Genomic DNA, 24,324 nt, shown 5'->3' with positions numbered 1-24,324 from the left:
CCTTTCTCGCTTGCTCCCGGATCCGCCCGGCGCCACGTGGCCCGGGCGGATTTTTTGCGCCCGGCACTGGCAGGGCGGGGGCAGTGACGGGTTGACCATCGACAGATGAAGCATGCTGTGAATATCGACGACCTCCGCCGCCTGGCTCGCGCCCGGCTGCCGCGCGTCGTCTTCGACTATCTCGATGGCGGGGCGGAGGACGAGACGACGCTGCGCGCCAACCGTCAGGCGCTGGACGATCTGCGCCTGACGCCCCGGCTGCTCGGCGGCGGGCATGTCGATCTCTCGACCGAGATTTTCGGCCAGCGCTATGCCGCGCCCTTCCTGATCGGGCCGACCGGGCTCAACGGGATCTACTGGCCGGATGGCGATCTGCATATTGCCGCTGCGGCGGCAGAGGCCGGGATCGGTTTCACGCTCTCCACCGCGTCGAACACGTCTATGGAGACCATCGCCGAGCGGGTCGCCGCGCCGCGCTGGTTTCAGCTCTACCCCTGGGGCAAACCCGATTTTTCACAGGCGCTGATCGAGCGCGCCGAGGTCGCCGGCTATTCGGCGCTGATCCTGACGCTCGACTCGCTGGTGGGCGGCAAGCGCGAGCGCGATCTGCGCCACGGCTTCTCGCATGAGATCCGGATGAGCGCGCAGGTGGTGCTCGACGGGCTGCTGCATCCGCGCTGGCTCGCCTCCGTGTGGCTCGGCGGCAAGCGGCCCCGGTTCGAGAATCTGGAGCGGTTCCTCGGCAAAGGCGCCAGCAATGCCGAACTTGCCGATTTCACCCGTTCGCAGCGCAATCCGCAGTTTTCCTGGGACGACGTGCGCCGCATCCGCAAACAATGGTCCGGGCCGCTACTGATCAAGGGGATCATTTGCCCCGAAGACGCGCGGCTTGCGCGTCAGGCCGGGGCCGACGGGATTGTCGTGTCGAACCATGGTGGGCGGCAGCTCGACGGTGCGCCGGCGACGGTTTCGGTGCTGGAACGGATCGCGGATCAGCTCGAAGATGGCGCCACGCTGCTGCTCGACGGCGGCATCCGGCGCGGCAGCGATGTGGTCAAGGCGATGGCGCTCGGCGCGCATGGCGTGCTGCTCGGACGGGCGCCGCTTTATGGGCTGGCCGCCGGCGGGCGCGAGGGAGTCGACCGGGCGCTTGCGATTCTCGCCGACGAGATGGAGCGCACCATGATCCTGATCGGCTGCGAGCGGCCCCGGGAGCTGGGTCGACAGCATCTTGCCGGGGTCGAACGGGCGCTTTCCGGCAAGGCTCTCGGATAGATAGATAAAAAATATCTGTTTTCCGCGTCTTGAACCCCCGGGGATCGTTGACAGTAATAACTTAGCTATCTAACTTATAGCAGCCGCGAACAGACTGGGAGGACCTTATGGAGCAGTTTAAGATGCGTGTCGAAAAGCGGCGCGCTTTGACTCCAGGCATTACGGAATTCACCCTTGCGCCGGTCGATGACGTCGATCTGCCCAGCTTCGACGCCGGTGCCCATATCACCGTCGAGACGCCCTCGGGCGCGATGCGGCGTTATTCGCTCGTGAACGATGGTAGCGATCCCGACACCTATGTCATCGCCGTGAAGCGCGAGCCGGAATCGCGCGGCGGCTCGGTCTCGATGCATGAAGAGGCGACCGAAGGTTACGAGCTGACGGTCGAGCCGCCCGAGAACGATTTCCCGCTGACCGACGTGTCGAAATACCTGCTGATTGCCGGCGGCATCGGCATCACGCCGATCTACGCGATGGCGCGCCAGCTTGCGAGCAAGGGAAAGGAACTGCGGATCATCTATTGCAGCCGCAGCGCCGAGGAGTCGGCCTATCTCGAAGAGCTGAACGAGGCTTTCGATGGCCGGATCATCGTGCATCACGACGATGGCAACCCCGAGAACTCCTATGATTTCTGGGATGATTTCCTGACGCCGCGCGCGACGCATGTGTTCTGCTGCGGCCCCAAGCCCTTCATGGAAGAGATCAAGGCGGTCTCCGGCCACTGGCCAGAGGGGCGCATCCATTTCGAGGACTTCAAACCCGTCGATGTGGTGCGCGACGATGACGAGCCCTTCGAGGTCGAGCTTAAGAAGACCGGCAAGACCCTGACCGTGCCCGACGACCGCTCGATCCTGGAAACCCTGCGCGATGCCGGGCTGCAAACCTCCAGCTCCTGCGAGAGCGGCACCTGCGGCACCTGCAAGACCCGCCTGCTGAGCGGCGACGTCGATCATCGGGATATGGTCCTGATGGACGAGGAAAAAGACGATTACATCATGATCTGTGTGTCGCGGGCCAAATCCGGGAGGCTGGTTCTTGACCTCTGATCCCGTCCGCCTCGGTGTCGTGGGGTTGGGGCGTGCGTTCATGCTCATGGTGCCGACATTCGACGCCGACCCGCGCGTGAAGCTGGTCGCCGCCGCGGCGCCCCGCGCCGAAAGCCGCGACGCGTTCGAACGCGATTACGGCGGCACCGGTTACGAGTCCGTCGAGGCGCTTTGTGCCGATCCGTCGGTCGAGGCCGTGTATATCGCCACGCCGCACCAGATGCATGTTGACCATGTTCTCGCCGCCGCGAAGGCCGGCAAGCATATTCTCGTCGAAAAGCCGCTGGCGATCTCGATGGAGGATGCCGATATCATGGTGAATGCCGTGCGCGAGGCGGGGGTTCACCTGATCGTCGGGCCGAGCCACAGCTTCGACCTGCCGGTCGATATCGCCGCCCGCCGCATCGCCAGCGGCGAGTTCGGTACGCTGCGGATGATCCAGGCGCTGAACTACACCGATTTCCTCTATCGTCCACGGCGGCCCGAAGAGCTGCGCACCGAAGAGGGCGGCGGCGTCCTTTTCAGCCAGGCGATCCACCAGATCGACGTGGTACGCCGGCTCGCCGGCGGCATGGCGGACAAGATCGTCGCCATGACCGGCGCCTGGGATCCGAAGCGGCCCACCGAGGGCGCCTTTACCGCGCTCATGACCTTCGAGACCGGTTGCATCGCCAACCTGACCTATTCCGGCTACGCGCATTTCGACAGCGATATCTGGATGAACAATGTCGGCGAGCTCGGCCAGACCAAGACCCCCGACGCCTATGGCGGCGCGCGGCGTGCGCTGGCCGATCTCAGCCCCGAGGACGAGGCGCGGCTCAAGACCACCCGCACCTTTGGCAGCGGCAAGACCATCGAGGCCGAACATAACGAACATTTCGGCCCGGTGATCGCCATGTGCGACCGCGCCGACCTGCGCCTCACGCCCGACGGGATCGAGGTGTTCGGCGATACCGAGCGCAGCTTTATCGAGGCGCCTTTTGGCCCCGCGCCGCGCAAGACGGTGCTCGACGCGCTGGTCGGCGCCGTGCGCGAGGATAGCTCGCCGGTCCAGTCCGGCGAATGGGGGCGGGCGAGCCTCGAGGTTTGCCACGCCATCCTGACATCCGCGGCCTCGGGTCAGACCGTCGCGCTGCGGCACCAATGCAAGGCACAACACCAGGAGTTTCCACGATGACGAATCTCAAGCTTTCCCTCGCGATGGGAAACTACGACCGGACGCGGGCCATCGTGGACGGGCGGGTGCAGATCGACGGTGTCGATCCGATCCCGATGCTGCTCTCGCCGGAAGAGATGTTCTTCCGCGCCTTCCGGCATCAGGCCTTCGATATCAGCGAGCTGTCGCTGTCCTCCTATTCGATCTCGGTCGCGCGGGGCGAGCCGCATTACGTCGCCATCCCGGTCTTCCTGAGCCGCGCCTTCCGTCATACCTCGGTCTATATCCGCACCGACAAGGGCATTGAAAAGCCCGAGGATCTGAAGGGCAAGCGCATTGGCATCGCCGAGTATCAGCTCTCGGCGAACGTCTGGGTGCGCGGCATCCTGGAAGACGAATACGGCGTGAAACCCTCCGATATCACCTGGGTGCGTGGCGGGATGGACACCGCCGGCCGTCCGGAAAAGATCAAGGTGCAGCTCCCCGACGACATCACCATGGAAGAGGCCCCGGTGGGCAGCACGCTGAACCAGATGCTGGCCGATGGCGAGATCGACGGTTTTGTCGGCCCGCGCTGGCCGCGCTGCTATGCCGAAGGCCACCCGCATGTGGGCCGGCTGTTCGCCGACAGCATCTCGGCCGCCGAGGATTACTATCGCCGCACCAGGATCTTTCCGATCATGCATGTTCTCGGCGTGCGCCGCAGCCTGGTGGAGGAATACCCGTTCCTCCCCGCCGCGCTGCTCAAGGCCTTCACCGCGTCCAAGCGGCTGGCCGAAGAGGCGCTCTTCGACACCTCGGCTACCAAGGTCACCATGCCCTTTGTCGAGGACAACCTGAAGCGGGTGCAGACCCTGATGGGCAATGACCCGTGGAGCTATGGCGTCGCCGATAACGTCGCGACGCTGGACAAGTTTCTCGACTATCACGCGAGCCAGGGCCTGTCGCCGCGCCGCGTCAAGGTCGAGGAGCTGTTTCACCCGTCCACTCTGGAAGCCTACAGTCTCTGAAAAGGAGTCCCAACGTGGAAGAATACGCACCCGGCGATATCGTCGAAATCGCCACGGACAAGGGGCTGGCCTATGTTCAGGTCACCCATGTCCACCCCAGCTATCCGCCCGTGGTCAAGTTCCTCAAGGGGCCGAGCGCGACGCGCCCGGACAATGTGACCTCGCTCGCCGAGATCCGTGAGGGCAAGATGGCCATGGTGCCGCTCGGCGGCGTGCTGAAAAAGCTCGGGCTCAGCCATTCCAAGGCCGGCGAGATCGAGATCCCGCGCGCGCAGCGGCAATTCCCCACCTTCCGGATGCCGATCCGGGGTAAGCAGGGCGAAATCATCTATTGGTGGTTCTGGGACGGGCAGGGGCTGACCTATTCGCCCGAGTCCGAACTGACCGACGAGCAGCAGAAGATGCCGACGCGCGAGGTCATGTCCTCCGGGCGCTTCCTCGAACAGCTGCTCGCCGATGCCGGATGATCGCCGGGCAATGACAGACCGGCCACGATGACGGCGCTGATCGGGGGGCTCCTCGCGACCTTCGGGGCCTTCTGCTACGCGCTGAGTTCGGTCGCCATCGTCAAGAGCGCACGCTCCGCCGAGGGGCGCGGCAATGACGTGCTGGTCTCGGTGCTGATGACCGCCGCGATGTCGGGGGGGCTCTGGCTGATCATCGGCCCGCCATTGCCCGGCGCCGATCTCGCCATATTGATCGGCGTCGCCTACTTCGTCTGCGCCGGTCTGCTGGGCAATGTGCTGGGCCGGCTGTCGCTGTTCCGCTCGGTCGAGCTGAACGGCGCGATCGAAACCGGGCTGATCCGCCGGCTGATCCCGGTCTTCGCCGCGGTCTTCGCGGTGCTGCTCCTGGGCGAGATCATTACCCCGGTCACGGTGCTTGCCTTTCTGCTGGTGACAGCGGGGGTCATCATCATGATGGTGCGTGCCCTTGGGCGCAGCGGTCTGCTCAGCACATTCTCGCAAAGCACCAATCCCGACCAGCGCAAGGGCAGGGCGCTCGCGCTGGGGTCGGCAGCGAGTTATGGCGGGTCGTTCGTCGCGCGCAAGCTTGCCATGCAGACGGTGCCCGATCCGCTGCTCGGCGTGTTCATCGGCGCGCTGACCGGGCTGGTATGGTTCGGAGCCTCAGCGCTGCGCCCCGGGCGACTGCGTGGCGGGTTCAAGGCGATGCAAATGCCGAGCCGCTGGCAATTGCTCGCGGCGGCGTCGATGAGCATCGGGCAGATTGTGCAGTTCTTTGCGCTGCAACTGTCGAATGTCACGACGGTCGCGATCATCTCTTCCGTCGAGATGTTCTTTGCCGCCTGGCTCGCCGGACACATCTTCAAGACCGAAAAACCACCCGGGCGCCGTTTCTACATCGCCTCGGTGCTGGCAGGCGCCGGTGTGATCCTGCTCGCCGTCTCGCCGATGCTGCGCTGAGGCTCAGCTCTCTGCCGACAGGTTGTCGATCATCTTGTCGAGCGCCCGGAAGAGCTGAAGCAGCTCGCCCTCGTCGAAATCCTGCGAGGCGATATCGGCGATGACGCGGGCGGTATCCATCGCCTCGTCGATCTTGGCATGCCCCGCCTCTGTGAGGCTGACCACCAGCATGCGCTTGTCCTGCTTGTGCCGGTCGCGCCGGATCAGCCCGCGCTGCGCGAGCTCGTCCAGCACCCGGGTCGAGGAGGCCTTTTCGATGCCGAGCTGGGCGGAGAGCTCCGATTGCGAGATCCGCACCTCTTCCTTCAGCGTCCGCAGATGAATGTACTGCGCCATGCTGAGTTCTGAGGAAATCAGGCGCTTCTGCAAACGCTTCCCATAAAGGTGATGCGCGAGTCGCAGCGAGGCCCCGAGGCCGCGCCGCTGCGACATGGGGATCGGTATGTCTTTGTTTTCCATCACGATCCCGGATCCTCGTCAGCTTGACAGAGGATAGTTCAACCCATATAGTAAGGCAATCTTACTAATTTAAACGGTAAGATGAGCGTACTAAATTGGGAGGGAACCCATGCCTGAAAAACTGCTCTGCGCGGCGGCGGATCTCAGCGATACGACTGCCAGGATCTTCGAGGTCGAAGGGGTCGAGATCGGCGTCATCCGGCACAACGACACCGTCGTGGCCTACAGGAACATCTGCCCACATCAGGGCGGCCCGGTCTGCGAAGGGCTGAAGATGCCCCGGGTCTGCGACGAACTGGACGAGCAGAAACGCTCCGTCCGCCAGAGTTTCGACACCACCGAAATGCATTTCGTCTGCCCGTGGCACGGCTGGGAATTCAAGATCGAGACCGGCGAGGCCATCGGCGATCCGAAAATCCGCCTGAGCCGCTACAAGGTCATCGAACGGGACGCGCAGATCTATGTCGAGGTTTGAGAAAATGAGCGCGGACAAGCGCCCCGTCGACGCCGCTTTCGACGATGTCCTGCGTGCCCTTCGCGCCCCCGAGGCTGGCGGGCTGAGCCTGGAGCAGGTGCAGGCGCTCTTTGCCGAGGTCGTGCGCGTCTATGCCCGGCTGCACGAGGAGGATGAGGCGGTCGAGACCTTCCCCAGGGGCAACGACATTTCTGCGACCGAGGTTGCCATTGCCGCCACCGGCATTCTGGAGGCTGCCGACATGGCCGCCTTCGAGCTCGGCATGTGGCAGACGCTGAAACACTGAACACGCGGGAGGAACGCCAAATGACAATGCCCCAGAACCCACTGAATTACAGTTCCGACGCCGATCCGGCGATCAAGGAATTCGACACCACCAAGCTTCTCAAGAACGCCAGGAAACAGGCACTGGAGCGGAACTACAAAGACTTCTTCATCTGCGACGTCGACAGCCACCATTACGAGACCGAGGCGCTGCCGGAGATCCTGCAATACATGGACGACCCGGTGCTGCGCCATCTCGGCCTCTCGGCGGGCAATGTCGGGCGCGCGGGGCTCATCCCGCAGGCCATCGGCTCGCAGGACATGGCGGGCCGCGTGACGCGCTATCCCGGCCGGAGCAAGGAGACGGTGCCGCCGACGCCCCATCGCGACATCACGCTGACCCGGCGCTGGATGGACGCGCTCGGCGTGGACATGGCCTGCCTCTTCCCGACGCCGATGCTGCTGCTTGCCACGCATCCGCAGCCCGAGGTCGAGGTCGCCATGGCACGCGCCTATAACCGCTGGCTGTGCGAGCGCATTCTGGAAGAAGACAAGCGCATGTGCTCGATGGTCTATCTGCCTATCAACGAGCCGCACGAGGCGGAGCGCATTATTGACGAGTTCGCCGAGCGCAAGGGAGTCGTGGGCTTCCTCTCGACCGGCTATCTCAAGCGCCCGATCCACGACAATGCCAATATGCGGATCTTTTCCAAGCTCGAAGAGCACGGCATGCCGCTGGGTTTCCACGCGGTCTATAACTGGTCGGATTCCTCGTTGTCGCAGCTCAACAAGTTCATCTCGGTGCACGCGCTCGGGTTCAGCTTCTGCAACATCATCCACATGACAAACTGGGTGATGAACGGCATGCCGGAGCGTTTCCCCAAGCTCCGCACCATGTGGATCGAAAGCGGCCTCGCGTGGATCCCCTTCCTGATGCAGCGGCTCGACAACGAATACATGATGCGCACCTCGGACGCGCCGCTGCTGAAGAAGAAGCCCAGCGATTACATGCGCGAGATGTTCTATTCTTCGCAGCCGATGGAACTGGTGGACAACAAGGAGGCGCTGGAGGTCACCTTCAAGATGATCAACGCCGAGACCCAGCTTCTCTATTCCTCCGACTACCCGCATTGGGACATGGACCTGCCGAGCACGATCTACGATCTGCCCTTCCTCGGCGAGCAGGCCAAGCGGGACATTCTGGGCGGCAACGCGCAGAAGCTCTTCAATCTGGAGCCGACGATGTCCGAGTGGAAGCTCGAGGCGCAAAAGGCCGGTTGACGATGGCCCTGCCGTGATCCGGCGCAATGCCGGGTCACAGCTGCTCAGGGTCGCCAGACGTAACCTGAAAACGCCACGCCTCTGCGGATTGCGGAGGCGTGGCTTGCGCGTGCGCATCTGCGCCGGACGCGCGCCTCATCTCATGACGTTTCGGATCTGAATGCCGACGACTGGCATGACCGCTGGCGGCAGCCGTGAAAGGCTGCGGCGGGTAATTTCGGTATTGTCCGAAACAGCGGCACGACCCCGGACAGCCCGAGATCACAACAGCAAGGCCAATAATGATTTTAGGGGGATAGTGGTGCCCAGGAGAGGACTCGAACCTCCACGGCCGTTAAGCCACTGGTACCTGAAACCAGCGCGTCTACCAATTCCGCCACCTGGGCACAGGTGGTGTGAGGCAGGCGTTTACGCGGCTCGCAATCCGGTGTCAACGCCGTTTTTTCGCTTTGTTTTCCATCTCGCGCCACGGCACCTTGCCGCGCTTGCCCGTGACCGGTATTCAGGGGCGGCAAACCGCGCATCACGGAGCTAGGTCAATGAGCAAACTCGTCACCATCTACGGGGGATCCGGTTTTGTCGGGCGCTATATCGCGCGCCGCATGGCCAAGCTGGGCTGGCGCGTCCGTGTCGCGGTGCGGCGCCCGAACGAGGCGCTTTTCGTCAAGCCCTACGGCGTTGTCGGCCAGGTGGAGCCGGTGCTCTGCAATATCCGCGATGACGAGTCGGTGCGCGCAGTGATGCATGGCGCGGATGCGGTGGTGAACTGCGTCGGCACCTTCGATGCCAAGGGCAAGAACAATTTCGACGCGGTCCAGTCTGAGGGCGCCGAGCGCGTCGCGCGAATCGCCGCCGAGATGGGCGTCGCGCGCATGGTGCAGATCTCGGCCATCGGCGCCGATGCCGAGAGCGCCAGCGACTACGCCCGCACCAAGGCTCTGGGCGAGTCGGCAGTGCTGTCGCACATGCCCGACGCGGTGATCCTGCGGCCTTCGGTGATCTTCGGGCCGGAGGACGGCTTCTTCAACCGCTTCGCCTCGATGTCGCGCATGGGGCCGGTGCTGCCGCTGGTGGGTGCCGAGACGAAATTCCAGCCAGTTTATGTGGACGACGTGGCCCATGCCGCCGTCATGGGCGTGACCGGAGAGGCGGCGCCGGGCGTCTACGAGCTGGGCGGACCCGATGTGGACAGCTTCCGCGAGCTGATGACGCAGATGCTGGGCGTGATCCGCCGTCGCAAGCTTCTGGTCAATATCCCCTTCGGCATCGCGTCCGTGATGGGCTGGGGATTCGAGCTGCTTCAGACGCTCACCGGCGGGCTTTTCCCGGCGCAGATCACCCGCGATCAGGTGAAGTCTTTGCGCCATGACAATGTGGTGGCTGAAGACGCGAAAGGTTTCGCCGATCTCGGCATCACCCCGACCTCGCTGGAGGCGGTGCTGCCGGAGTATCTCTGGCGCTTCCGCCCGTCGGGCCAGTACGACGCGATCAAGGAATCGGCGCAGCACCTGCGGACCGAATAAAGCCGCGCGCCAGACTGCGCGCGCGTTCGGGTTCCGGCGCCCAGCAGCAGGCGATTTCCCAAGCCAGAGCCGCGCGGCGTTCCGCCCGCGTGGCCGGCAGGCCAAGCGCCACCCGGTCGAGACAGAGCGCGTCGTGGCGCGATTCGTCCCAGTCGACCAGTGCCGGACCCTCGTTGGTCACGATCACATTTCCCGGATTCAGATCGCCATGCACCACCCCTTGCGGCGTATCGGCGACATCGGCAAATGCCGCACGGATCGCCTTGGCGAGCTTTCGGGGCATGGCAGGAAGCACAACACCTCCGCCCCGACCGAGGCGCAGCAGCACCGCCATGCCGGGAACGCCGGGGCGCGGCGGAAACCGCCGGGCGGCGCGATGAAACGCGGCGATGCGGGGGCGAGCGCGGAGAGATCTCGGGGGTCGGCGATGCGTCCCGGCAGGAAGCGCTCTGCGGTCCAGCCTCCGGCGATCAGGCGCCCGTTGCGCGCCGGCACCGGATCGGCAGTGACAAAGCCCACCTGACGTGCCGCCGCCTGCACGGTCACCAGCCAGCGTAGAGCCGCCTCGCTTCGCCCGGTGGATTTCAGCACGACATCGCCACAGCGGAAGACGACGTTGCGGGCACCAGCGCCGATCGGCTCCAGCGGGGCCGAGAGGCCCCAGGCCGTCGGATCGGGGCGGGCGGTCAGTGCAGTTTCCGCAGCCGCGACAGCAGGGCCGCGTTGCAGCAGCCCGGCGGTGGCGTGGCGGTCACGCCGGTTTGCGCGCCGAGCCAGCTTTCACAGGCCTCGACCAGCGCGCAGCCGCGACAGCAGGTCACCATATGGGCGTATTCGTCGGGGCCCAGATGCCCCGACAGCATTTCCTCGGACAGGTTCAGGCCCATCACACGGGCCACGCTTCGGGTCATCCAGAAATGCCGGACGGGATCTCCTAGCGTCTCTCGCATCTTTCTTACTCTTGCAGTCTCGCCTGTAGCGCCGCGAAATGGGCGCGGTTCACGCAGCTTTCGGGCGTGTCGCGCAGCGCGGTCTCGGGCTGGTCCAGCCAGCGCTGGCAGCCGGCGGCCCATTGGCAGCCGCGGCAGCGCTGCACCATCCCGGCCCAGTCGTGCTGTGTCAGGACGCCGGCATCGGCGGCGGCCACCAGATCGGTGCCATTGGCCTGCGCCATGCGCTGGACAAGCCAGTAGTGATCGGTCTCGTCTCCGAGCGGCTGATTGGGCCGTGCGTCGAACATCGGTTTCTCCTCCGCCATCGGGTGTCAGGTCTTGCGCAGCTCGTCGAAGAGCTGCGTGTTGCGGCAATAGAACGGCGGCGCCTCCGCGGTCTCCGCGCGCGTCGCCAGCCATGTCTCGCAGGCGCAGGGCTGGGTACAGCCGGTGCAGCTGAGAACCGCGTCGTCGAGCTGCGAGAAGGTCAGCTTGCCGCGCAGCATCTGCTCTTCGAGGTCGAGCCCCAGCGTGTTGGCCATATGATCGACCAGCGTGGCGTGTCTCTTGAAATCGGTACGTCCTGGCATCTTCATCCCTCCGCCGGTTTCCTTGTCAGACTGAGGGAAGCCTAGCAGGGGCGGGCAAATCCGCCTTGATGCAAGTCAACGCAACGTCAAGTGCCGCTGCCGGAGCGATAGGCGGCGGCGGTGCGCCGGACGATGGCGATTCGCGCCGCGTTGGGCGGGTGGGTGCCGAGGAAGCGGTCGCCCGGATCGGGGATCCGCATGAAATAGGCAGCCCCTTTCACCGGGTCGTAGCCGGCCTGAATCGTGATGATCGTGCCCAGCTCGTCGGCCTCGAGTTCGTATTCCTTGGAGAAGGTGCGCGCGCCGATGCTGGCGCCATATTCCTCCGCCGAGCGGACCTCGTCGGCATTGGCGCCCGACATCGCCGCGATGCCGGAAAAGATCAGCGCGCCCATCGCCGCGTCCTCCTCGACCCGGGCGAGATGGCCGAGAATATGATGGGCGGATTCGTGGCCCATGACAAAGGCCAGCTCGTCGGCATTCTCCACCGAGGCGATCAGCGCGAGGTTGAAGGCGACGATGGGCCGGCCATGACGGTCGAGCGTCTGGAAGGCGTTTGGCTCCTGATCGAGCCGGTCGTCGATAACGATCAGGTAATCGCAGTTGAGACCGCGCGTCAGGCGCCGGCACTCGGCCTCAGCCACCGGCTCGATGGTGCTGGCGACCTCGACGAACTGCCGCGTGGCGCGCGCAGCCTCCTGCCGGGCGGGGCTGTCCGGCGGAACGGAACTCACCGGTGCCACCTCGCAGGCGGCGAGCAGGAAGAGAAGGCAGGGCAGAAGGCGGCGCATCACTGGGTCTGGCATCCGGTCGGGAGGAAAATCGTTCTCACCATAGGCGCCTCGCAGGCGCGGCGCCAGAGCCGGACTGTCACAGGGCGGGGTCTGTGCGTTTTCGGGATAGGCAGCGCCCGGGCGCTGGGCTAGGCTAGCTCCATGTTCAGCATCGAGCACGAATTCGACGCCACGGTCGTCACGCTTGTCGACGAGGGCAGCACGCATCTCCAGGAGGATGTGATCGTCTCCACCTTCGAGGATTGCGTCACCGTCGAGCAATACGATCCGCGCACCGACCGGGTGAACAAGATCACCCTGTCCATGACCCAGATGCGCGATCTCGCCGCCGCGATCTCTTTGCCCGAGGGCGTCTATATCCGCGACGAGTAGGGCTCAGGGCTCAGGGCTCAGGGCTCGACCCGAAAGACCTTGTCGCGCGCGGTGGCGCCACGGATCAGGGTTAGCCGCGATTTCGGCACTCCCAGCGCCTTGGCCAGCAGTTTCTGCACGGCGGCATTCGCCTTGCCGTCCTCGGGCGCCGTGGTGACATAGACCCGCAGCGTACCGGCCTCCTCACGGATCTCGTTGCGCGAGGCCTTGGGGGTGACGCGCAGCTCCAGCGTGGCGCCGGGCGTGGCGAGATGGGCGAGTTCGGCCTTGGCCATGGGGGTCTTTCCTGTGGTGAGGGCGGCGGTATCGGACGCGGCTGGGAGGTCAAGCATCGGGGGCCTGGCGATCCTATCGGGTTAACCGCGATAGCTCGGTTTGCTCCGGCGCTGAAGGGTCTAATAGCTCCCTTCCTCCAGGAGCCTCTGGCGCGGTTTGTGGCGCGCGCCGTAGAGATATTTCGCCCAGAGCGCGAAGGCCGGCGTTAGCAGGCCGGCGTCGATCTCGATGGTATCGCACAGGCGGCTTCCTCCGGGCGCAGGGGTCACCACCATCGTATGTTTCCAGCTTTTCACACCGGCGCCCTGCTCGCTCGAGCGCAGGATCATGCGGCTGTCGTCGCATTCCAGAACGTCCATATCGTATGGCTGTTTCGGCAGTTTTCCGAAGAGCGAAATCTCCACATGGATCTTCTGGCCGGTGCGGGTCCGGCCCTCGGGGAGCCCGTCGAATTCGACCAGCCCGGCCATGACGCGGCTCAACGCGTCATAGCTTGTCGCCAGAGTCCAAAGACGTTCCGGCGAAACCGCATAGAAAAAATCTGTATGGACGGTGCGCATAAAGAATTCCGAAATGGATGCAGGATGCGTAATCCGGTGAACCGCGTCTGACAAGGCTCCCCACGCCGGCGAAACCCTGCGTCTTGCGGCCTGTAAAACCCTCCTGACGCCGGCAATCGCACCAGCCGGTTGAAACCCGTGGCACAAAGCCTGACATAGGGGCAGACGATCCAAGGAGACGCCCATGCCCACCCCCAACCCAGACGCGATGGCGTTTCTGCTGTCCCGGCGCTCGCGCCCGTCCAAGACGCTGACCGGCCCGGCGCCGGATCGCGCGGCGCTCATGCCGCTGCTGACCGCCGCCGCCCGCAGCCCCGATCACGGCAAGCTGGAGCCCTGGCGCTTCATCGTGCTGGAACGTGCGGCGCTGGACCGGCTGGCCAACGCCGCCGTTGCCCGCGCCGAGGTGCTGGGCTCGGCGCCCGAGGTGGCCGAAAAGGGCCGGCGTCAGTTCGCCGAGAGCCCGCTCTGCGTGGTGGTGGTGGAATCGCCCAAGGAGAGCCCCAAGGTGCCCGCGATCGAACAGACCTATTCCGCCGGCGCTGTCTGTCTGGCGCTGCTCAACGCCGCGCTGGCCAGCGGCTGGGGCGCGAACTGGCTGACCGGCTGGGTGGCCGAAGACCGTGCGCTGGTCGAGGGCGAGCTGGGGCTGGCGCCGCATGAGCGCATCGCGGGCTTTATGCATATCGGCACCGAAACCCTCACACCGCCCGACCGGCCGCGCCCGGATATCGAGGCGATCACCGAATGGGTGTCGGAATGATCCCGGCCTCCTTCCTCGCGGCGATCGGCCAGCTCGGCGACCGCCGTTTTCAGGCGGTGCTGCTGAAGGGGCTGGGCATCACCGTGGCGATCTTTGTCGCGGTCTATTTCGTCTTCGTCACTGTCGTCGGCTGGTTTCTCGGCGACAGCGTGACGCTGCCCTGGATCGGCTCGGTCACCTGGGTCGACGATGCGATCAGCTGGGGCGCGATCCCGCTGATGCTGCTGTTGTCGGTGTTCCTGATGGTGCCGGTGGCCTCGGCGATCACCGGCATCTTTCTCGACGATGTGGCGCAGGCGGTGGAAGACCGGCACTATCCCGGGCTCGGCGCTGCCTCGGAGCCGTCGCTTGCCGACAACTTCCGGGATTCGCTGAGCTTTCTCGGGGTGCTGATCCTCGCCAACATCCTGGCGCTGATCCTCTATATTTTCCTGGCGCCCTTCGCGCCGTTCATTTTCTGGGGCTGAACGGCTTCCTGCTCGGGCGGGAATATTTCACCCTCGCGGCGATGCGCCGGGTCGGGCGCGAAGGCGCCGCGCAGCTGCGCAAGCGCCATTTCGTGACGATTTGGGCAGCGGGGGTGCTGATGGCGGTGCCGCTCACCGTGCCGCTGGTCAACCTGCTGGTGCCGATCCTCGGGGCGGCGACCTTCACCCATCTCTTCCACAGGCTCGAAGCGCGGCGCGTTCCGGCCTGAGACGGAGTATGGATGTGGAGCGGTGGGCCGATTGCCCACCCTACAGGTGATCCCGCGACCTATCGTAGGGTGGGCAATATGCCCACCGTCACCCGAACCGCGCCTCACTGCCCCGACGGCGGCCCCATCCGGTTGAACATCCAGCCGTCGATGTCGCGCACCGAGATCACGCCGGAAAGGATGATCCCGGCGATGATCGCCCAGAGCACCAGAGAAATCCCGGTGGTGATCCATGCCTTGCGCTTGAGGTTATGCACCTCCGGGCTGCTGGCGTGGGTGCCCTCGACGACATCGCCCCGGTCGCCCTGGGTCTCCAGCCGGAACGGGATCACGACCAGAAAGGTCATGAACCAGATCACGGCAAAGAGCACGAGTGCGGATGTGATCCCCATGGTTTGCCTCCCTTGCGGCCCGAGACCGGCTCAGACCTGTTCCAGTTCCACCAGCGTGCCCTGGAAATCCTTCGGATGCAGGAACAGCACCGGCTTGCCATGGGCGCCGATCTTGGGTTCGCCATTGCCCAGCACCCGTGCGCCGGATTCTTTCAGATGGTCGCGCGCGGCGAGGATGTCGTCGACCTCGTAGCACACATGGTGGATGCCGCCCGAGGGGTTCTTGTCGAGAAAGCCCTGAATCGGAGAGTTCTCGCCCAGCGGATAGAGCAGCTCGATCTTGGTGTTGGGCAGCTCGATGAAGATCACGGTCACGCCGTGGTCGGGCTCGTCCTGCGGCGCGCCGACCTTGGCGCCCAGCGTGTTGCGGTACTGGGCGGCGGCGGCGTCGAGGTCGGGCACGGCGATGGCGACATGGTTCAGGCGGCCGATCATTACTCTCTCCCTTGCATAGGTTCCCCCGCTTATCGCCCGCGGGGGCGGCGCTTCGCAAGATGCTGCGAGCGTTAACCGCTCGTTAGGGACAACGGGCAAGGATGCGGGGACAGCCCTAAGGAGGACAAGATGACCGACTCGGATGGACTTTCCCCGCAGCCGCGCCCGACCGCCACACGCCCCTTGCTGGGCATGACCGTGCTGGTGGTCGAGGACAGCCGCTTTGCCTGCGATGCCATGCGTCTTCTGTGTCTGCGCAGCGGTGCGCGGATCCGCCGGGCGGATTGCCTGCAATCGGCGCGCCGGCACCTGATGGTCTATCGCCCGACGGTGGCCATCGTCGATCTCGGCCTGCCCGACGGCTCGGGGGCCGAGCTGATTTCCGAACTGGTCAAGGCGCTGCCGCGGGTCTCGGTCGTGCTCGGCACCAGCGGCGACAGTTTCGCCGAGGATGTGGCTTTTGCCGCCGGGGCGGACGGGTTCCTCGCCAAGCCGGTCGAGAGCGTGGCGCTGTTCCAGAACGAGATCATCGCGCATCTTCCGGAGGAGCGGCAGCCCAAGGGGCTGCGCATGGTCGCTGACGATCCGATCCGCCCCGACCCGCTGGCCTATCGCGACGACATGGCGCATGCGGCCGATGTGCTGAGCGACGATGGCGACGGGCGGATGCTCGATTACGTGACCCGCTTTCTGAGCGGCGTGGCTCACAGTGCCGGCGATCACCTGTTGCAGGCCGCCGCCGAAGATCTCGCGGAGGCGCGCGCCGGTGGCCGTCCGGTCAAGGCCGATATCGCTCGGCTGACGGGGCTGGTGCAGGACAGGCTGGCCGACCGCTTGGCGATCTGAGCCGGGCTCAGAGCAGGGCGAGCGCCAGCAGCAGCCCGGCGCAGAGCGCCATGGTCCGCCGGTAGAGCCGCAGCCCGCGCGTCAGCGCCGCAGCCTCGGCATCGGGGGCGGGCTCATTGACCCAGGGCTCATCGGCGATGGTGTCACCATAGACACGCGGGCCGGACAGCCGCACGCGCAGCGCGCCGGCCAGCGCCGCCTCGGGCCAGCCGGCATTGGGTGAGCGGTGGTGGCGCGCGTCCCGCGCCATCACACGCAGCGCCGGGCGCGGCCGGCCGGAGGCCAGCGCGAACAGCAGCCCGGTCAGCCTTGCCGGGATCAGGTTGACCAGATCGTCGAGCCGCGCCGCCGCCTTGCCGAAATCTTCGTAGCGCGCGTTGCGGTGGCCGATCATCGAATCCATCGTATTGATCGCCTTGTAGGCCGCGATCCCCGGCAGGCCGAGCAGCACCCCCCAGAACACCGGCGCGACAATCCCGTCGGAACTGTTCTCGGCGAGGCTCTCCAGCGCCGCGCGGGCGACGCCGCCGGTGTCGAGCCGCTGCGGATCGCGCCCCACGATCATCGAGACCGCCTGCCGCGCGCCGGCCAGATCGCCCGCCGCCAGCGGCTTTGCGACCGCCGCCACATGATCGTGCATCGAGCGCACCGCGATCAGCGGCCAGGCGAGCACCGCGCCCAGCAACAGCCCCGGCCAGCCGTCCGGAAGCAGGAGGTGCAGCGCCAGCGCCGGCAGCACCGCCGCCGCGAGCACGATCAGCACCGTCAGCGCCCCCAGCGCCCGGCGGCGCGGCGTTGCGCCGCCGTTGAGCCGCGTCTCAAGCGCCGAGATCAGCCGCCCGAGCCAGACCACGGGATGACCGATCCGGGCAAAGAGCCAGGCGGGCCAGCCCAGCAGGCCGTCGATGAGGAAGGCAAGCGCCATCATGCCGGCAAAGCTCATGCGCCCGGTCCCGCCCAGTTGGTCGCCACGACCGAAACGCCGCCCTCGAAACAGCGCAGCCGCGTCACCGAGAGCGGCGCCACCTCGAAGCCGAGCCCCACCGGCAGCTCTCCCAGCACCAGCCCCAGCGCGGCGCGCACGGTGCCGGCATGGGCGACCACCGCCAGCGGGCCGCCTTGCCGCGCCCGCTCGGAGAGCATCGCAAAGGCCGGGCGCAGCCGCGCGGCCATATCGGCAAAGCTCTCGCCGCCGGGTGGGCGGTGATCAGCCAGATCAGTGCGGGAAAGTCTCCCGAGATCGGGAATTTCATCAAAGCGCAGCCCGTCATGCGCGCCGAAATCCTGCTCCCAGAGCGCGGGATCCTCGGGCAGCTCGCGGTCCGGAAACAGCGCCCCGGCGGTCTGCCGGCAGCGCAGGGCGGGGCTGGTGACCACCTCACGGCACTCCGCCAGCCAGTCGCGCAGTGGCGCCAGCGCCTCCGCCTCCGGCAAAATCGCGGCCACATCGCGGCGCCCGCAAAGCCGTCCGCCATGATCGGCGGGAGCGTGGCGGATCAGCAGCAGCTCATTGCGGTCGGGAGGTGTCATCCGGTCTTTCCAAATCGCGCGGAACCTGCTTTGTCACGGCGCCATGGGAAAGTCGATCCTCATCACCGGCGGCGTGCGCTCGGGCAAGAGTCGTCTGGCCGAGCGGATGACGCTGGGCCTCGGGCAACCGGCGGTCTATATCGCGACCGCCGAGGCGCATGACGACGAGATGGCCGAACGCATCGCGCAGCATCAGGCCCGGCGCGGGCCGGAATGGCACACGCTGGCCGAGCCGCTCGATCTTGTCGGCGCGCTGCGCAACAGCGACAGCGGCGCGCCGCGTCTGGTGGATTGCCTGACGCTCTGGCTCAGCAACCTGATGCTGGGTGATCACGACTGGCAGACGGCGAGCGACGCGCTGGCGGCGGCGATCCCCGAGTTGAGCGCGCCGGTGGTGTTCGTGACCAATGAGGTGGGTGCCGGCATCGTGCCCGAAAACGCGCTGGCCCGCGCCTATCGCGACGCGGCGGGGCTGGTGAATCAAAAGATCGCCGCGGCCTGCGACGAGCTTTGGCTCTGCGTCGCGGGCCATCCGATAAAGGTGAAGTGACATGACCGACAGGCTCCCTCTCGACCGGCTCGACGCGGTGGCGGATCTGGTGCTGCCGGAGGTTGACGAGACCAGCGCCGAGGCGGCGCGGGCACGTCAGTTGCAACTGACCAAACCGCCGGGCTCGCTCGGACGTCTGGAGGATCTGGCGGTCTTCCTCGCAGGCTGGCAGCAGCGCGAACGGCCGGTGATTGCCAATGCCCAGGCGCTGGTCTTTGCCGGCAATCACGGGGTCTGCGCGCAGGGGGTGAACCCGTTCCCGCAGGAGGTCACCGCGCAGATGGTGGCGAATTTCCAGGCCGGCGGCGCGGCGATCAACCAGCTTTGCGCGCTGGCGGGTGCCGCGCTTTCGGTGGTGCCGCTGGAGCTGGAGCGCCCGACGCGCGATTTCACCGAAGGCCCCGCGATGGACGAGGCAGAGACGCTGGCTGCGATGCAGGAGGGCGCTGCCTCGGTCGACCCGGAGGCGGATGTGCTGATTCTCGGCGAAATGGGCATCGGCAATTCCACCGTGGCCGCGGCGCTGGCGCATGCGGTGTTCGGTGGTGCTGCGGCGGATTGGGTCGGACGCGGCACCGGATCGGATACGCCGGCCATCGCGCACAAGGCCGAGGTGGTGGCGCGCGGCGTGGCGCGGCATGGCAGCCTCAGCCCGATGATGCAGCTTGCGGCGCTGGGCGGGCGCGAACAGGCGGCGATCTGCGGCGCGGTACTTGCGGCGCGGCTGGCGCGCATCCCCGTCTTGCTCGACGGGTTCATCTGCACCGCCTCTGTGGCGCCGCTGCACGGCGCGCGCCCGGCGCTGCTCGAACACTGCCTGATCGGCCATGCCAGCGCCGAGCCCGGCCATCAGGGCATGACCGAGGCGATGGGCAAGCGCCCGCTGCTCTATCTCGGCATGGCGCTGGGCGAGGGTTCGGGCGCGGCGCTGGCGCTGGGCGTGCTGCGCGGCGCGCTGGCCTGTCATAACGGCATGGCGACCTTTGCCGAGGCGGGAGTGTCGGACGGGTGAGCGTCGCGCGGCGATGCGCCGAGGCGCGGCTGGCGCTGATGTTGCTGACACGCCTGCCGGCGGGCCGGTTCGAGGGCGCGGCACCGGAAATGAGCGCCGCGCGCTGGGCCTATCCGTTGGCCGGGCTGCCGGTGGCGGTGATCGGCTGGGCCGTGCTGGCGGGTGTCGGGGCACTGGGCGCGGCGCCGCTGGTGGCGGCGTTCGCGGCGCTGGGCGCCATGGTGCTGGCGACCGGCGGGCTGCACCATGACGGGCTGGCGGATTTCGCCGACGGCATGGGCGGGCGCGATCGGGCGCGGCGGCTGGAGATCATGCGCGACAGCCGCATCGGCAGCTATGGTGTGCTGGCGCTGATCCTCGCGGTCGGGCTGGGCGCCGCCTCGCTGGCGGAGCTGCCGGAGGGCTCGAAAGCCGGCGCCGCGCTGATGCTGGTGGCGGTGGCGAGCCGGCTGGCGATGCTGGTGGTGCTCGACACGCTGCGCCCCGCCCGCGCCGACGGGCTCGGCCACGGCGCCGCCGGGGCGAGGGGCCGCAGCGCCTGGCTGCCCGGTGTCGCGCTGGCGTTGCTGCTCTGCGCGGTGCTGGGTCTGGCGGGGGTCATGGCGCTGCTCGCCATGGCGCTTGTCGCGGCGCTGGTGGCGCGGCGGGCCAGCCGGCGGCTCGGAGGGCAGACCGGCGACGTGCTGGGCGCCGTGCAGCTCTGTGCCGAGACGGCGGGCTGGGTGGTGCTGGCCGCAGCGCTCTGAGTACGGGCATTTTTCTGGCGGCACGGCGGGCTTTCCCCTAGGCTCGGGCCAACCGAGTGAGCCAGTGTCTTGATGCCCTATTCCGATTTACCCCCCTCCGCCTTCTGGAAACTCTGCCGGCAGACGGATGATTTCCGCCTCTCCGATCTCTACCAACCGAAATTCGCCCTCACCCCCGGCATGCGCATCGCCACCGCCGGGAGTTGTTTCGCGCAGAATATCGGGCGCTATGTGCGCGCGTCCGAGCTGGAGCTGGTCGATACCGAACCCGCCCCCGCGCGCATGCCCGCCGAGACCGCTCAGCGCTTTGGCTACGGGCTGTTCTCGGCGCGCTACGGCAATGTCTACACCGCCCGGCAGCTGCGCCAGCTGCTTGAGGATGCGGTGGCCGACCGGCTGCACGATTGCGCGCTCTGGCAGCGCGACGGGCGCTTTTATGACGGGCTGCGGCCCAATACCGAACCGGAGGGGCTGGGCTCGGAGGCCGAGCTGCGCGCGCATCGCCGCGACCATTTGCGCCGGGTGCGGGCGATTTTTGACGAGGCGGATGTCTTCGTCTTCACCCTCGGGCTCACCGAGACCTGGCAGGACATTGAGACCGGCGTGGTGTTTCCCACCGCGCCGGGAGTGATCGCGGGGGCGTTCGACCCGGGGCGCCACGCCTTTCTGAATCTCGGCATGGCGGAGACCTTCGAGGATCTCTCGACGGCGGTCACGCTGATGCGCGAGCTGTCGCCGGGGCTGAAGATCCTGCTGACCGTGTCGCCGGTGCCGCTCACGGCCACGGCGAGCGGTGAACATGTGCTGAGCGCGACCACCTATTCGAAATCGGTGCTGCGCGCGGTGGCGGGCGAGATGGCGGCGCTCGACGACAACATCGACTATTTCCCCTCCTACGAGATCATCACCGGGGCGCCCTATGCTGGCGCCTTCTATCAGGACAATCTGCGCAACGTCACGACAGCCGGCGTGCAGGCCGTCATGTCGACCTTTTTCGGCGCGCATCCGGCACTGGCGCCTGTCGAGCGCCCGGCGATGGCCACGGCGCGTGGCGGCGCCGACCCGGACGAGGCGGATGCGCTGATCTGCGAAGAGGCGATGCTGGAGGCGCTGGCCCCGAAATGAAGCTGTGCGTTATCGGAGATTCGCATGTGGCGATGCTGATGGCCGCGCTGCGCGACGCCGGTCCCGGCGCGCCGGAGGTCATCTGGTTCGCCAAGCCCGGCCTGGCGGAGGGAGAGGCGGCGCTGGAGGGCAGCCGGCTTTGCGCGCGCGACCCGGATCTGGTGACACGGCTCGAGTCGCTGGGCACGCCTCCCGAGGTCGATCTCGACGGGGTCGACGCGGTGGTTTTTGTCGGTGGCACGGTCTCGGCCTTTGGCGCGGTGCGGCTGCTTCAGGGGCACCGGGTGTCGGGCTGGCCGTCGGCCCGGGCGCTGATCGCCGCCGCCGACACGCCCTCTGCCGCGCCGCTGAAACAGCCGCTGATCTCGGAACGGGCCTATCTTGCGGCGCTGGAGGGCGTGATCCGTGAGAGCGTGACCCATCGGCTGGTGACCGGGCTGCGCGAGGCGAGTGCGGTGCCGGTCTGCGTCGTGCCGCAGCCGCTGCCGTCCGAGGCGATCCTGGAGACCGAAAAGAAATACCCTGTTTTCAAGCGCGTGGCCCGGCATGGCGATGGCCCCGCCGTGGCCGCCAGCCTGATCGCGGCGCATGAGCGCGCCTTTGCCGGCCTGTCCGGCGTCACGGTGTTCCGCCAGCCGGAGGAGTCGATCGCGCAGGGCTTTCTGACGGCGCGCGCCTATACCCGCGATGCGGTGCGATTGACCGCCGGCGCCATGCCGCGGGACGATGTGCTGCATGCGGGGCCGGCGCTGGGGGCGCTGTATCTCGCGCGGATCCGCGCGGCGGTCGAGACGTTAGAAATTTAGATAACTACCTGCAAAATATGAGAAAAGACGCGCTTCGGGCCTAAGATTTTCTTAGGCCCCGCGCGGCATGACTCGGGCCATCGCAATCCGATGGTCTGTTATGCCGACACCTATCATTATCCTTGCGGGGCAGAGCAACGCCTCGCGCCTCTCGGACGAGATCGTCTCGGCGCTGGATCGAACCTATGGCGCCGGGCAGTATCGTCTGGTCGAGGTCTATGCCGGCGGCGCGCCGCTGACCCGCGACCGGGGCGGCAATCCCGACTGGGCGACGCAGGGCGAGTTGCCCGACATGCTGTTGCAGCGCAGTATCGAGGCGTTGCGCAGCACGCCCGGCGGGCAGATCGTGGGCACGATCTGGGTGCAGGGCGAGGGCGATACTTTCGGGTCGAGCCGGCCCGGTGCCTATGCCGGCGCCTTCAACGCGCTGTTCGACGGGTTCCGGCAGGGTCTGGTGGCGGAATTCGGCGCCGGCGTCACCGGGGCAGAGGGTGCGCCGGTGGTCATCTCGGAACTGTCGGCGCGGGCGCCCTCGGCGGGTGGCCGCGAATTCTGGGAGGCGATCACTCACGCGCAACAGCAACTTGCTGCGGTCGACCCGCTGGTCGTCAGTGTCGATCCCGACGATATCGCGCAGCGTTCGGGGTTTGAGCAGGGGACCATGTTCAGCGATGGGCTGCATTATTCCGATGCGTTCAGCCGTGATCTCGCGAGTGCGCTCATCGGGGCGCTGGACGATATGTATGTGCAGGACGCAGCGCGCGACGATCATTTCCGGCGCGACGGGATCGCGACCCGGATGGCGGGTCATACCGGCGATGACAGGTACGATGTCGATCACCGGCGCGACAGCATCGCCGAAGAGGCCGGCGAGGGGTATGACCTTGTCTATTCCTGGGTCAGCTTTTCGCTACGCGATCACAGTCAGCATCTGGAGGCGCTGACGCTGCGGGGGGCGGCCGATATCGACGCCACTGGAAACGGTCGCAACAACTTGATTATCGGCAATTCCGGCGGAAACCAGCTGAACGGCGCCTGGGGCGACGACACGCTGATTGGCGGCGCCGGCAATGACAGCTTTCGCGACAACGCTGGCGCCGACCGCATGCTGGGCGGGGCCGGAAACGACGCCTATTTCGTCGATGACCACGGCGACCAAATCGTCGAACTGGCGGGCGAAGGCTATGACCGGGTGTTTTCGCGGGTGAGCTTCGAACTGCGTCAGCACAGCCAGCATCTGGAGGCGCTCACGCTTCAGGGCGACGCCGATATCAACGGGATCGGCAACGGCCAGGCCAACACGATCATCGGTAATTCCGGCAGCAACTTTCTCAATGGTGCTTGGGGCGACGATACGCTCGTCGCCGGGGCTGGCGACGACACACTGCGCGATAGCAACGGGGCCGATCTGCTGATGGGCGGGCGGGGCAACGATGTCTACCACATCGACGACCGGGGAGATCGCATCGTCGAACTTGCGGGCGAAGGTGACGATCTTGTCGTCGCGCTGGTCGATACGGATCTGCGCCAGCATAGCCAGCATCTCGAAACGCTGACGCTGGCCGGGTCGGCGGATATTTCCGGCACCGGCAACGCGCTCGACAATGCGATCTACGGCAACGACGGCAACAATCGCCTGCACGGCGCCTGGGGCAACGATACGCTGGTCGGCGGCGCCGGCAATGACCGGCTCAGCGACAGCCGCGGGAACGATCTCTTCCAGGGCGGACCGGGGCAGGATGTCTTCGTTTTCTATGACGGTTTCGGGGTCGACCTCGTCACCGATTTCGAGCCCGACCGGCGGGGCGAGGTCATCGACCTGCGCGCCGTCTCGGCGATCACAGGGTTCGACGACCTGCTTGCCAGCCATCTCCGCAGCTTTGGCGGCAATGCGGTGATCGAAGACGGCGCCGGCAATATGATCGTCTTGCAGGGCATCGAGGTCAGCGATCTGAGCGCGAACGACTTTCTGTTCTGACGCC

At 66.4% G+C, this 24,324-nt stretch carries 31 protein-coding genes, 1 tRNA gene and 1 pseudogene; 20 read left to right on the top strand and 13 right to left on the bottom strand.

Annotated features, from left to right (window positions below):
• Positions 1-105: 105 nt before the first annotated feature.
• From Ga0080574_RS10695 to Ga0080574_RS10670, 6 genes are all read left to right on the top strand, one after another.
• Positions 106-1,275: an alpha-hydroxy acid oxidase gene (locus Ga0080574_RS10695; RefSeq protein ID WP_076698563.1), complete on the top strand. Its 1,170-nt coding sequence runs from the start codon at positions 106-108 to the stop codon at positions 1,273-1,275.
• A 107-nt stretch (positions 1,276-1,382) separates the two neighbouring features.
• Positions 1,383-2,321, top strand: coding sequence for a PDR/VanB family oxidoreductase (locus Ga0080574_RS10690; RefSeq protein ID WP_076698560.1), 939 nt, complete (start codon positions 1,383-1,385; stop codon positions 2,319-2,321).
• Positions 2,311-3,498, top strand: a complete 1,188-nt coding sequence (locus Ga0080574_RS10685; RefSeq protein WP_076698557.1) for a Gfo/Idh/MocA family protein — start codon at positions 2,311-2,313, stop codon at positions 3,496-3,498. Before Ga0080574_RS10690 ends, Ga0080574_RS10685 begins: the two co-directional genes overlap by 11 nt.
• Positions 3,495-4,487 (top strand): ABC transporter substrate-binding protein, encoded by a 993-nt coding sequence (locus Ga0080574_RS10680; protein ID WP_237219354.1) that lies wholly within the window; start codon positions 3,495-3,497, stop codon positions 4,485-4,487. The genes Ga0080574_RS10685 and Ga0080574_RS10680 overlap by 4 nt, the downstream gene beginning before the upstream one ends.
• A 14-nt stretch (positions 4,488-4,501) precedes the next feature.
• Positions 4,502-4,954: a hypothetical protein gene (locus Ga0080574_RS10675; RefSeq protein ID WP_076698554.1), complete on the top strand. Its 453-nt coding sequence runs from the start codon at positions 4,502-4,504 to the stop codon at positions 4,952-4,954.
• A gap of 27 nt (positions 4,955-4,981) precedes the next feature.
• Positions 4,982-5,914, top strand: a complete 933-nt coding sequence (locus Ga0080574_RS10670) for an EamA family transporter (RefSeq protein ID WP_076698551.1) — start codon at positions 4,982-4,984, stop codon at positions 5,912-5,914.
• A 3-nt stretch (positions 5,915-5,917) separates the two neighbouring features.
• On the opposite strand, the gene Ga0080574_RS10665 is transcribed toward Ga0080574_RS10670, so the two are convergent.
• Positions 5,918-6,250: a MarR family winged helix-turn-helix transcriptional regulator gene (locus Ga0080574_RS10665; RefSeq protein ID WP_076705868.1), complete on the bottom strand. Its 333-nt coding sequence runs from the start codon at positions 6,248-6,250 to the stop codon at positions 5,918-5,920.
• A gap of 232 nt (positions 6,251-6,482) precedes the next feature.
• On the opposite strand from Ga0080574_RS10665, the gene Ga0080574_RS10660 reads away from it, so the two are divergent.
• Genes Ga0080574_RS10660 through Ga0080574_RS10650 form a run of 3 tightly spaced genes read left to right on the top strand, consistent with a single transcriptional unit; the run spans position 6,483 to position 8,393 of the window.
• Complete coding sequence (locus Ga0080574_RS10660; protein WP_076698548.1) at positions 6,483-6,848, top strand: Rieske (2Fe-2S) protein; 366 nt, start codon at positions 6,483-6,485, stop codon at positions 6,846-6,848.
• 4 nt (positions 6,849-6,852) lie between these two features.
• The gene (locus Ga0080574_RS10655; RefSeq protein WP_237219353.1) at positions 6,853-7,134 is read left to right on the top strand and encodes a hypothetical protein; all 282 of its coding nucleotides are present in this window, start codon (positions 6,853-6,855) and stop codon (positions 7,132-7,134) included.
• A gap of 20 nt (positions 7,135-7,154) precedes the next feature.
• Entirely contained in the window at positions 7,155-8,393 is a 1,239-nt protein-coding gene (locus Ga0080574_RS10650) for an amidohydrolase family protein (RefSeq protein ID WP_076698542.1), read from the top strand.
• Between the two features lie 299 nt (positions 8,394-8,692).
• Here Ga0080574_RS10650 and Ga0080574_RS10645 read toward each other — a convergent pair.
• Positions 8,693-8,779 (bottom strand) — tRNA-Leu (locus Ga0080574_RS10645).
• Between the two features lie 153 nt (positions 8,780-8,932).
• Between Ga0080574_RS10645 and Ga0080574_RS10640 the strand changes: the two genes are divergently transcribed.
• A complete protein-coding gene (locus Ga0080574_RS10640) occupies positions 8,933-9,916 on the top strand; it encodes a complex I NDUFA9 subunit family protein (RefSeq protein WP_076698539.1) in 984 nt (327 codons plus the stop codon).
• Here the strand turns inward: Ga0080574_RS10640 and Ga0080574_RS25615 are convergent.
• The 5 genes from Ga0080574_RS25615 to Ga0080574_RS10615 all read right to left on the bottom strand — a co-directional run bounded on the left by Ga0080574_RS25615 (position 9,882) and on the right by Ga0080574_RS10615 (position 12,229).
• Entirely contained in the window at positions 9,882-10,376 is a 495-nt protein-coding gene (locus Ga0080574_RS25615; protein ID WP_237219390.1) for a phosphotransferase, read from the bottom strand. The genes Ga0080574_RS10640 and Ga0080574_RS25615 overlap by 35 nt on opposite strands.
• Positions 10,377-10,602: 226 nt before the next feature.
• On the bottom strand, positions 10,603-10,866 hold the full coding sequence (locus Ga0080574_RS10630) for a DUF6455 family protein (RefSeq protein ID WP_076698533.1): 264 nt from the start codon (positions 10,864-10,866) through the stop codon (positions 10,603-10,605).
• Between the two features lie 5 nt (positions 10,867-10,871).
• Positions 10,872-11,156 (bottom strand): DUF6455 family protein, encoded by a 285-nt coding sequence (locus Ga0080574_RS10625; protein ID WP_076705866.1) that lies wholly within the window; start codon positions 11,154-11,156, stop codon positions 10,872-10,874.
• A 24-nt stretch (positions 11,157-11,180) separates the two neighbouring features.
• Positions 11,181-11,438 (bottom strand): DUF6455 family protein, encoded by a 258-nt coding sequence (locus Ga0080574_RS10620; RefSeq protein WP_076705864.1) that lies wholly within the window; start codon positions 11,436-11,438, stop codon positions 11,181-11,183.
• An 86-nt stretch (positions 11,439-11,524) separates the two neighbouring features.
• Positions 11,525-12,229: a M48 family metallopeptidase gene (locus tag Ga0080574_RS10615; protein ID WP_076698530.1), complete on the bottom strand. Its 705-nt coding sequence runs from the start codon at positions 12,227-12,229 to the stop codon at positions 11,525-11,527.
• 144 nt (positions 12,230-12,373) lie between these two features.
• Between Ga0080574_RS10615 and Ga0080574_RS10610 the strand changes: the two genes are divergently transcribed.
• Positions 12,374-12,604, top strand: coding sequence for a DUF8831 family protein (locus tag Ga0080574_RS10610; protein ID WP_076698527.1), 231 nt, complete (start codon positions 12,374-12,376; stop codon positions 12,602-12,604).
• Positions 12,605-12,621: 17 nt separating this feature from the next.
• On the opposite strand, the gene Ga0080574_RS10605 is transcribed toward Ga0080574_RS10610, so the two are convergent.
• Both Ga0080574_RS10605 and Ga0080574_RS10600 read right to left on the bottom strand, forming a co-directional pair.
• Positions 12,622-12,879, bottom strand: a complete 258-nt coding sequence (locus tag Ga0080574_RS10605; protein WP_076698524.1) for a DUF167 domain-containing protein — start codon at positions 12,877-12,879, stop codon at positions 12,622-12,624.
• 120 nt (positions 12,880-12,999) lie between these two features.
• Complete coding sequence (locus Ga0080574_RS10600; protein WP_156876346.1) at positions 13,000-13,350, bottom strand: hypothetical protein; 351 nt, start codon at positions 13,348-13,350, stop codon at positions 13,000-13,002.
• A gap of 274 nt (positions 13,351-13,624) precedes the next feature.
• Here Ga0080574_RS10600 and Ga0080574_RS10595 point away from each other — a divergent pair, with 274 nt between their 5' ends.
• Positions 13,625-14,203: a nitroreductase family protein gene (locus Ga0080574_RS10595; RefSeq protein WP_076698518.1), complete on the top strand. Its 579-nt coding sequence runs from the start codon at positions 13,625-13,627 to the stop codon at positions 14,201-14,203.
• Positions 14,200-14,900: pseudogene (locus Ga0080574_RS10590) on the top strand (EI24 domain-containing protein). Before Ga0080574_RS10595 ends, Ga0080574_RS10590 begins: the two are co-directional and overlap by 4 nt.
• 104 nt (positions 14,901-15,004) lie before the next feature.
• Here the strand turns inward: Ga0080574_RS10590 and Ga0080574_RS10585 are convergent.
• Entirely contained in the window at positions 15,005-15,292 is a 288-nt protein-coding gene (locus Ga0080574_RS10585) for a DUF1467 family protein (RefSeq protein WP_076698515.1), read from the bottom strand.
• A 30-nt stretch (positions 15,293-15,322) separates the two neighbouring features.
• Positions 15,323-15,727 (bottom strand): methylmalonyl-CoA epimerase, encoded by a 405-nt coding sequence (mce, locus tag Ga0080574_RS10580; protein WP_076698512.1) that lies wholly within the window; start codon positions 15,725-15,727, stop codon positions 15,323-15,325.
• Positions 15,728-15,856: 129 nt separating this feature from the next.
• Between mce and Ga0080574_RS10575 the strand changes: the two genes are divergently transcribed.
• Complete coding sequence (locus tag Ga0080574_RS10575; RefSeq protein ID WP_076698509.1) at positions 15,857-16,573, top strand: response regulator; 717 nt, start codon at positions 15,857-15,859, stop codon at positions 16,571-16,573.
• 7 nt (positions 16,574-16,580) lie between these two features.
• On the opposite strand, the gene cbiB is transcribed toward Ga0080574_RS10575, so the two are convergent.
• Together cbiB and Ga0080574_RS10565 are read right to left on the bottom strand one after the other, a co-directional pair.
• On the bottom strand, positions 16,581-17,516 hold the full coding sequence (gene cbiB / locus Ga0080574_RS10570) for an adenosylcobinamide-phosphate synthase CbiB (protein WP_076698506.1): 936 nt from the start codon (positions 17,514-17,516) through the stop codon (positions 16,581-16,583).
• Entirely contained in the window at positions 17,513-18,103 is a 591-nt protein-coding gene (locus Ga0080574_RS10565; RefSeq protein WP_076698503.1) for a histidine phosphatase family protein, read from the bottom strand. The genes cbiB and Ga0080574_RS10565 overlap by 4 nt, the downstream gene beginning before the upstream one ends.
• A gap of 43 nt (positions 18,104-18,146) precedes the next feature.
• Between Ga0080574_RS10565 and cobU the strand changes: the two genes are divergently transcribed.
• From cobU to Ga0080574_RS26795, 6 genes are all read left to right on the top strand, one after another.
• Positions 18,147-18,653 carry a bifunctional adenosylcobinamide kinase/adenosylcobinamide-phosphate guanylyltransferase gene (gene cobU, locus Ga0080574_RS10560; protein ID WP_076698500.1) on the top strand — a complete coding sequence of 169 codons (507 nt, stop codon included), beginning with the start codon at positions 18,147-18,149 and terminating at the stop codon, positions 18,651-18,653.
• Between the two features lies 1 nt (position 18,654).
• Complete coding sequence (gene cobT / locus Ga0080574_RS10555; RefSeq protein ID WP_076698497.1) at positions 18,655-19,665, top strand: nicotinate-nucleotide--dimethylbenzimidazole phosphoribosyltransferase; 1,011 nt, start codon at positions 18,655-18,657, stop codon at positions 19,663-19,665.
• Positions 19,662-20,411 carry an adenosylcobinamide-GDP ribazoletransferase gene (gene cobS / locus Ga0080574_RS10550; RefSeq protein WP_237219352.1) on the top strand — a complete coding sequence of 250 codons (750 nt, stop codon included), beginning with the start codon at positions 19,662-19,664 and terminating at the stop codon, positions 20,409-20,411. Before cobT ends, cobS begins: the two co-directional genes overlap by 4 nt.
• A 72-nt stretch (positions 20,412-20,483) precedes the next feature.
• Complete coding sequence (locus Ga0080574_RS10545; protein WP_076698494.1) at positions 20,484-21,536, top strand: GSCFA domain-containing protein; 1,053 nt, start codon at positions 20,484-20,486, stop codon at positions 21,534-21,536.
• 26 nt (positions 21,537-21,562) lie between these two features.
• Positions 21,563-22,342 carry a hypothetical protein gene (locus Ga0080574_RS10540; protein ID WP_198039801.1) on the top strand — a complete coding sequence of 260 codons (780 nt, stop codon included), beginning with the start codon at positions 21,563-21,565 and terminating at the stop codon, positions 22,340-22,342.
• Positions 22,343-22,442: 100 nt separating this feature from the next.
• Positions 22,443-24,320 (top strand): sialate O-acetylesterase, encoded by a 1,878-nt coding sequence (locus tag Ga0080574_RS26795; RefSeq protein ID WP_076698487.1) that lies wholly within the window; start codon positions 22,443-22,445, stop codon positions 24,318-24,320.
• Positions 24,321-24,324: the final 4 nt, after the last annotated feature.

It is taken from the genome of Salipiger abyssi, assembly GCF_001975705.1.
GTDB classification, from domain to species: Bacteria; Pseudomonadota; Alphaproteobacteria; order Rhodobacterales; family Rhodobacteraceae; genus Salipiger; species Salipiger abyssi.
The sequence above is the reverse complement of the archived record's forward strand: the minus strand, read 5'-3'. Positions and strand labels throughout refer to the sequence as shown.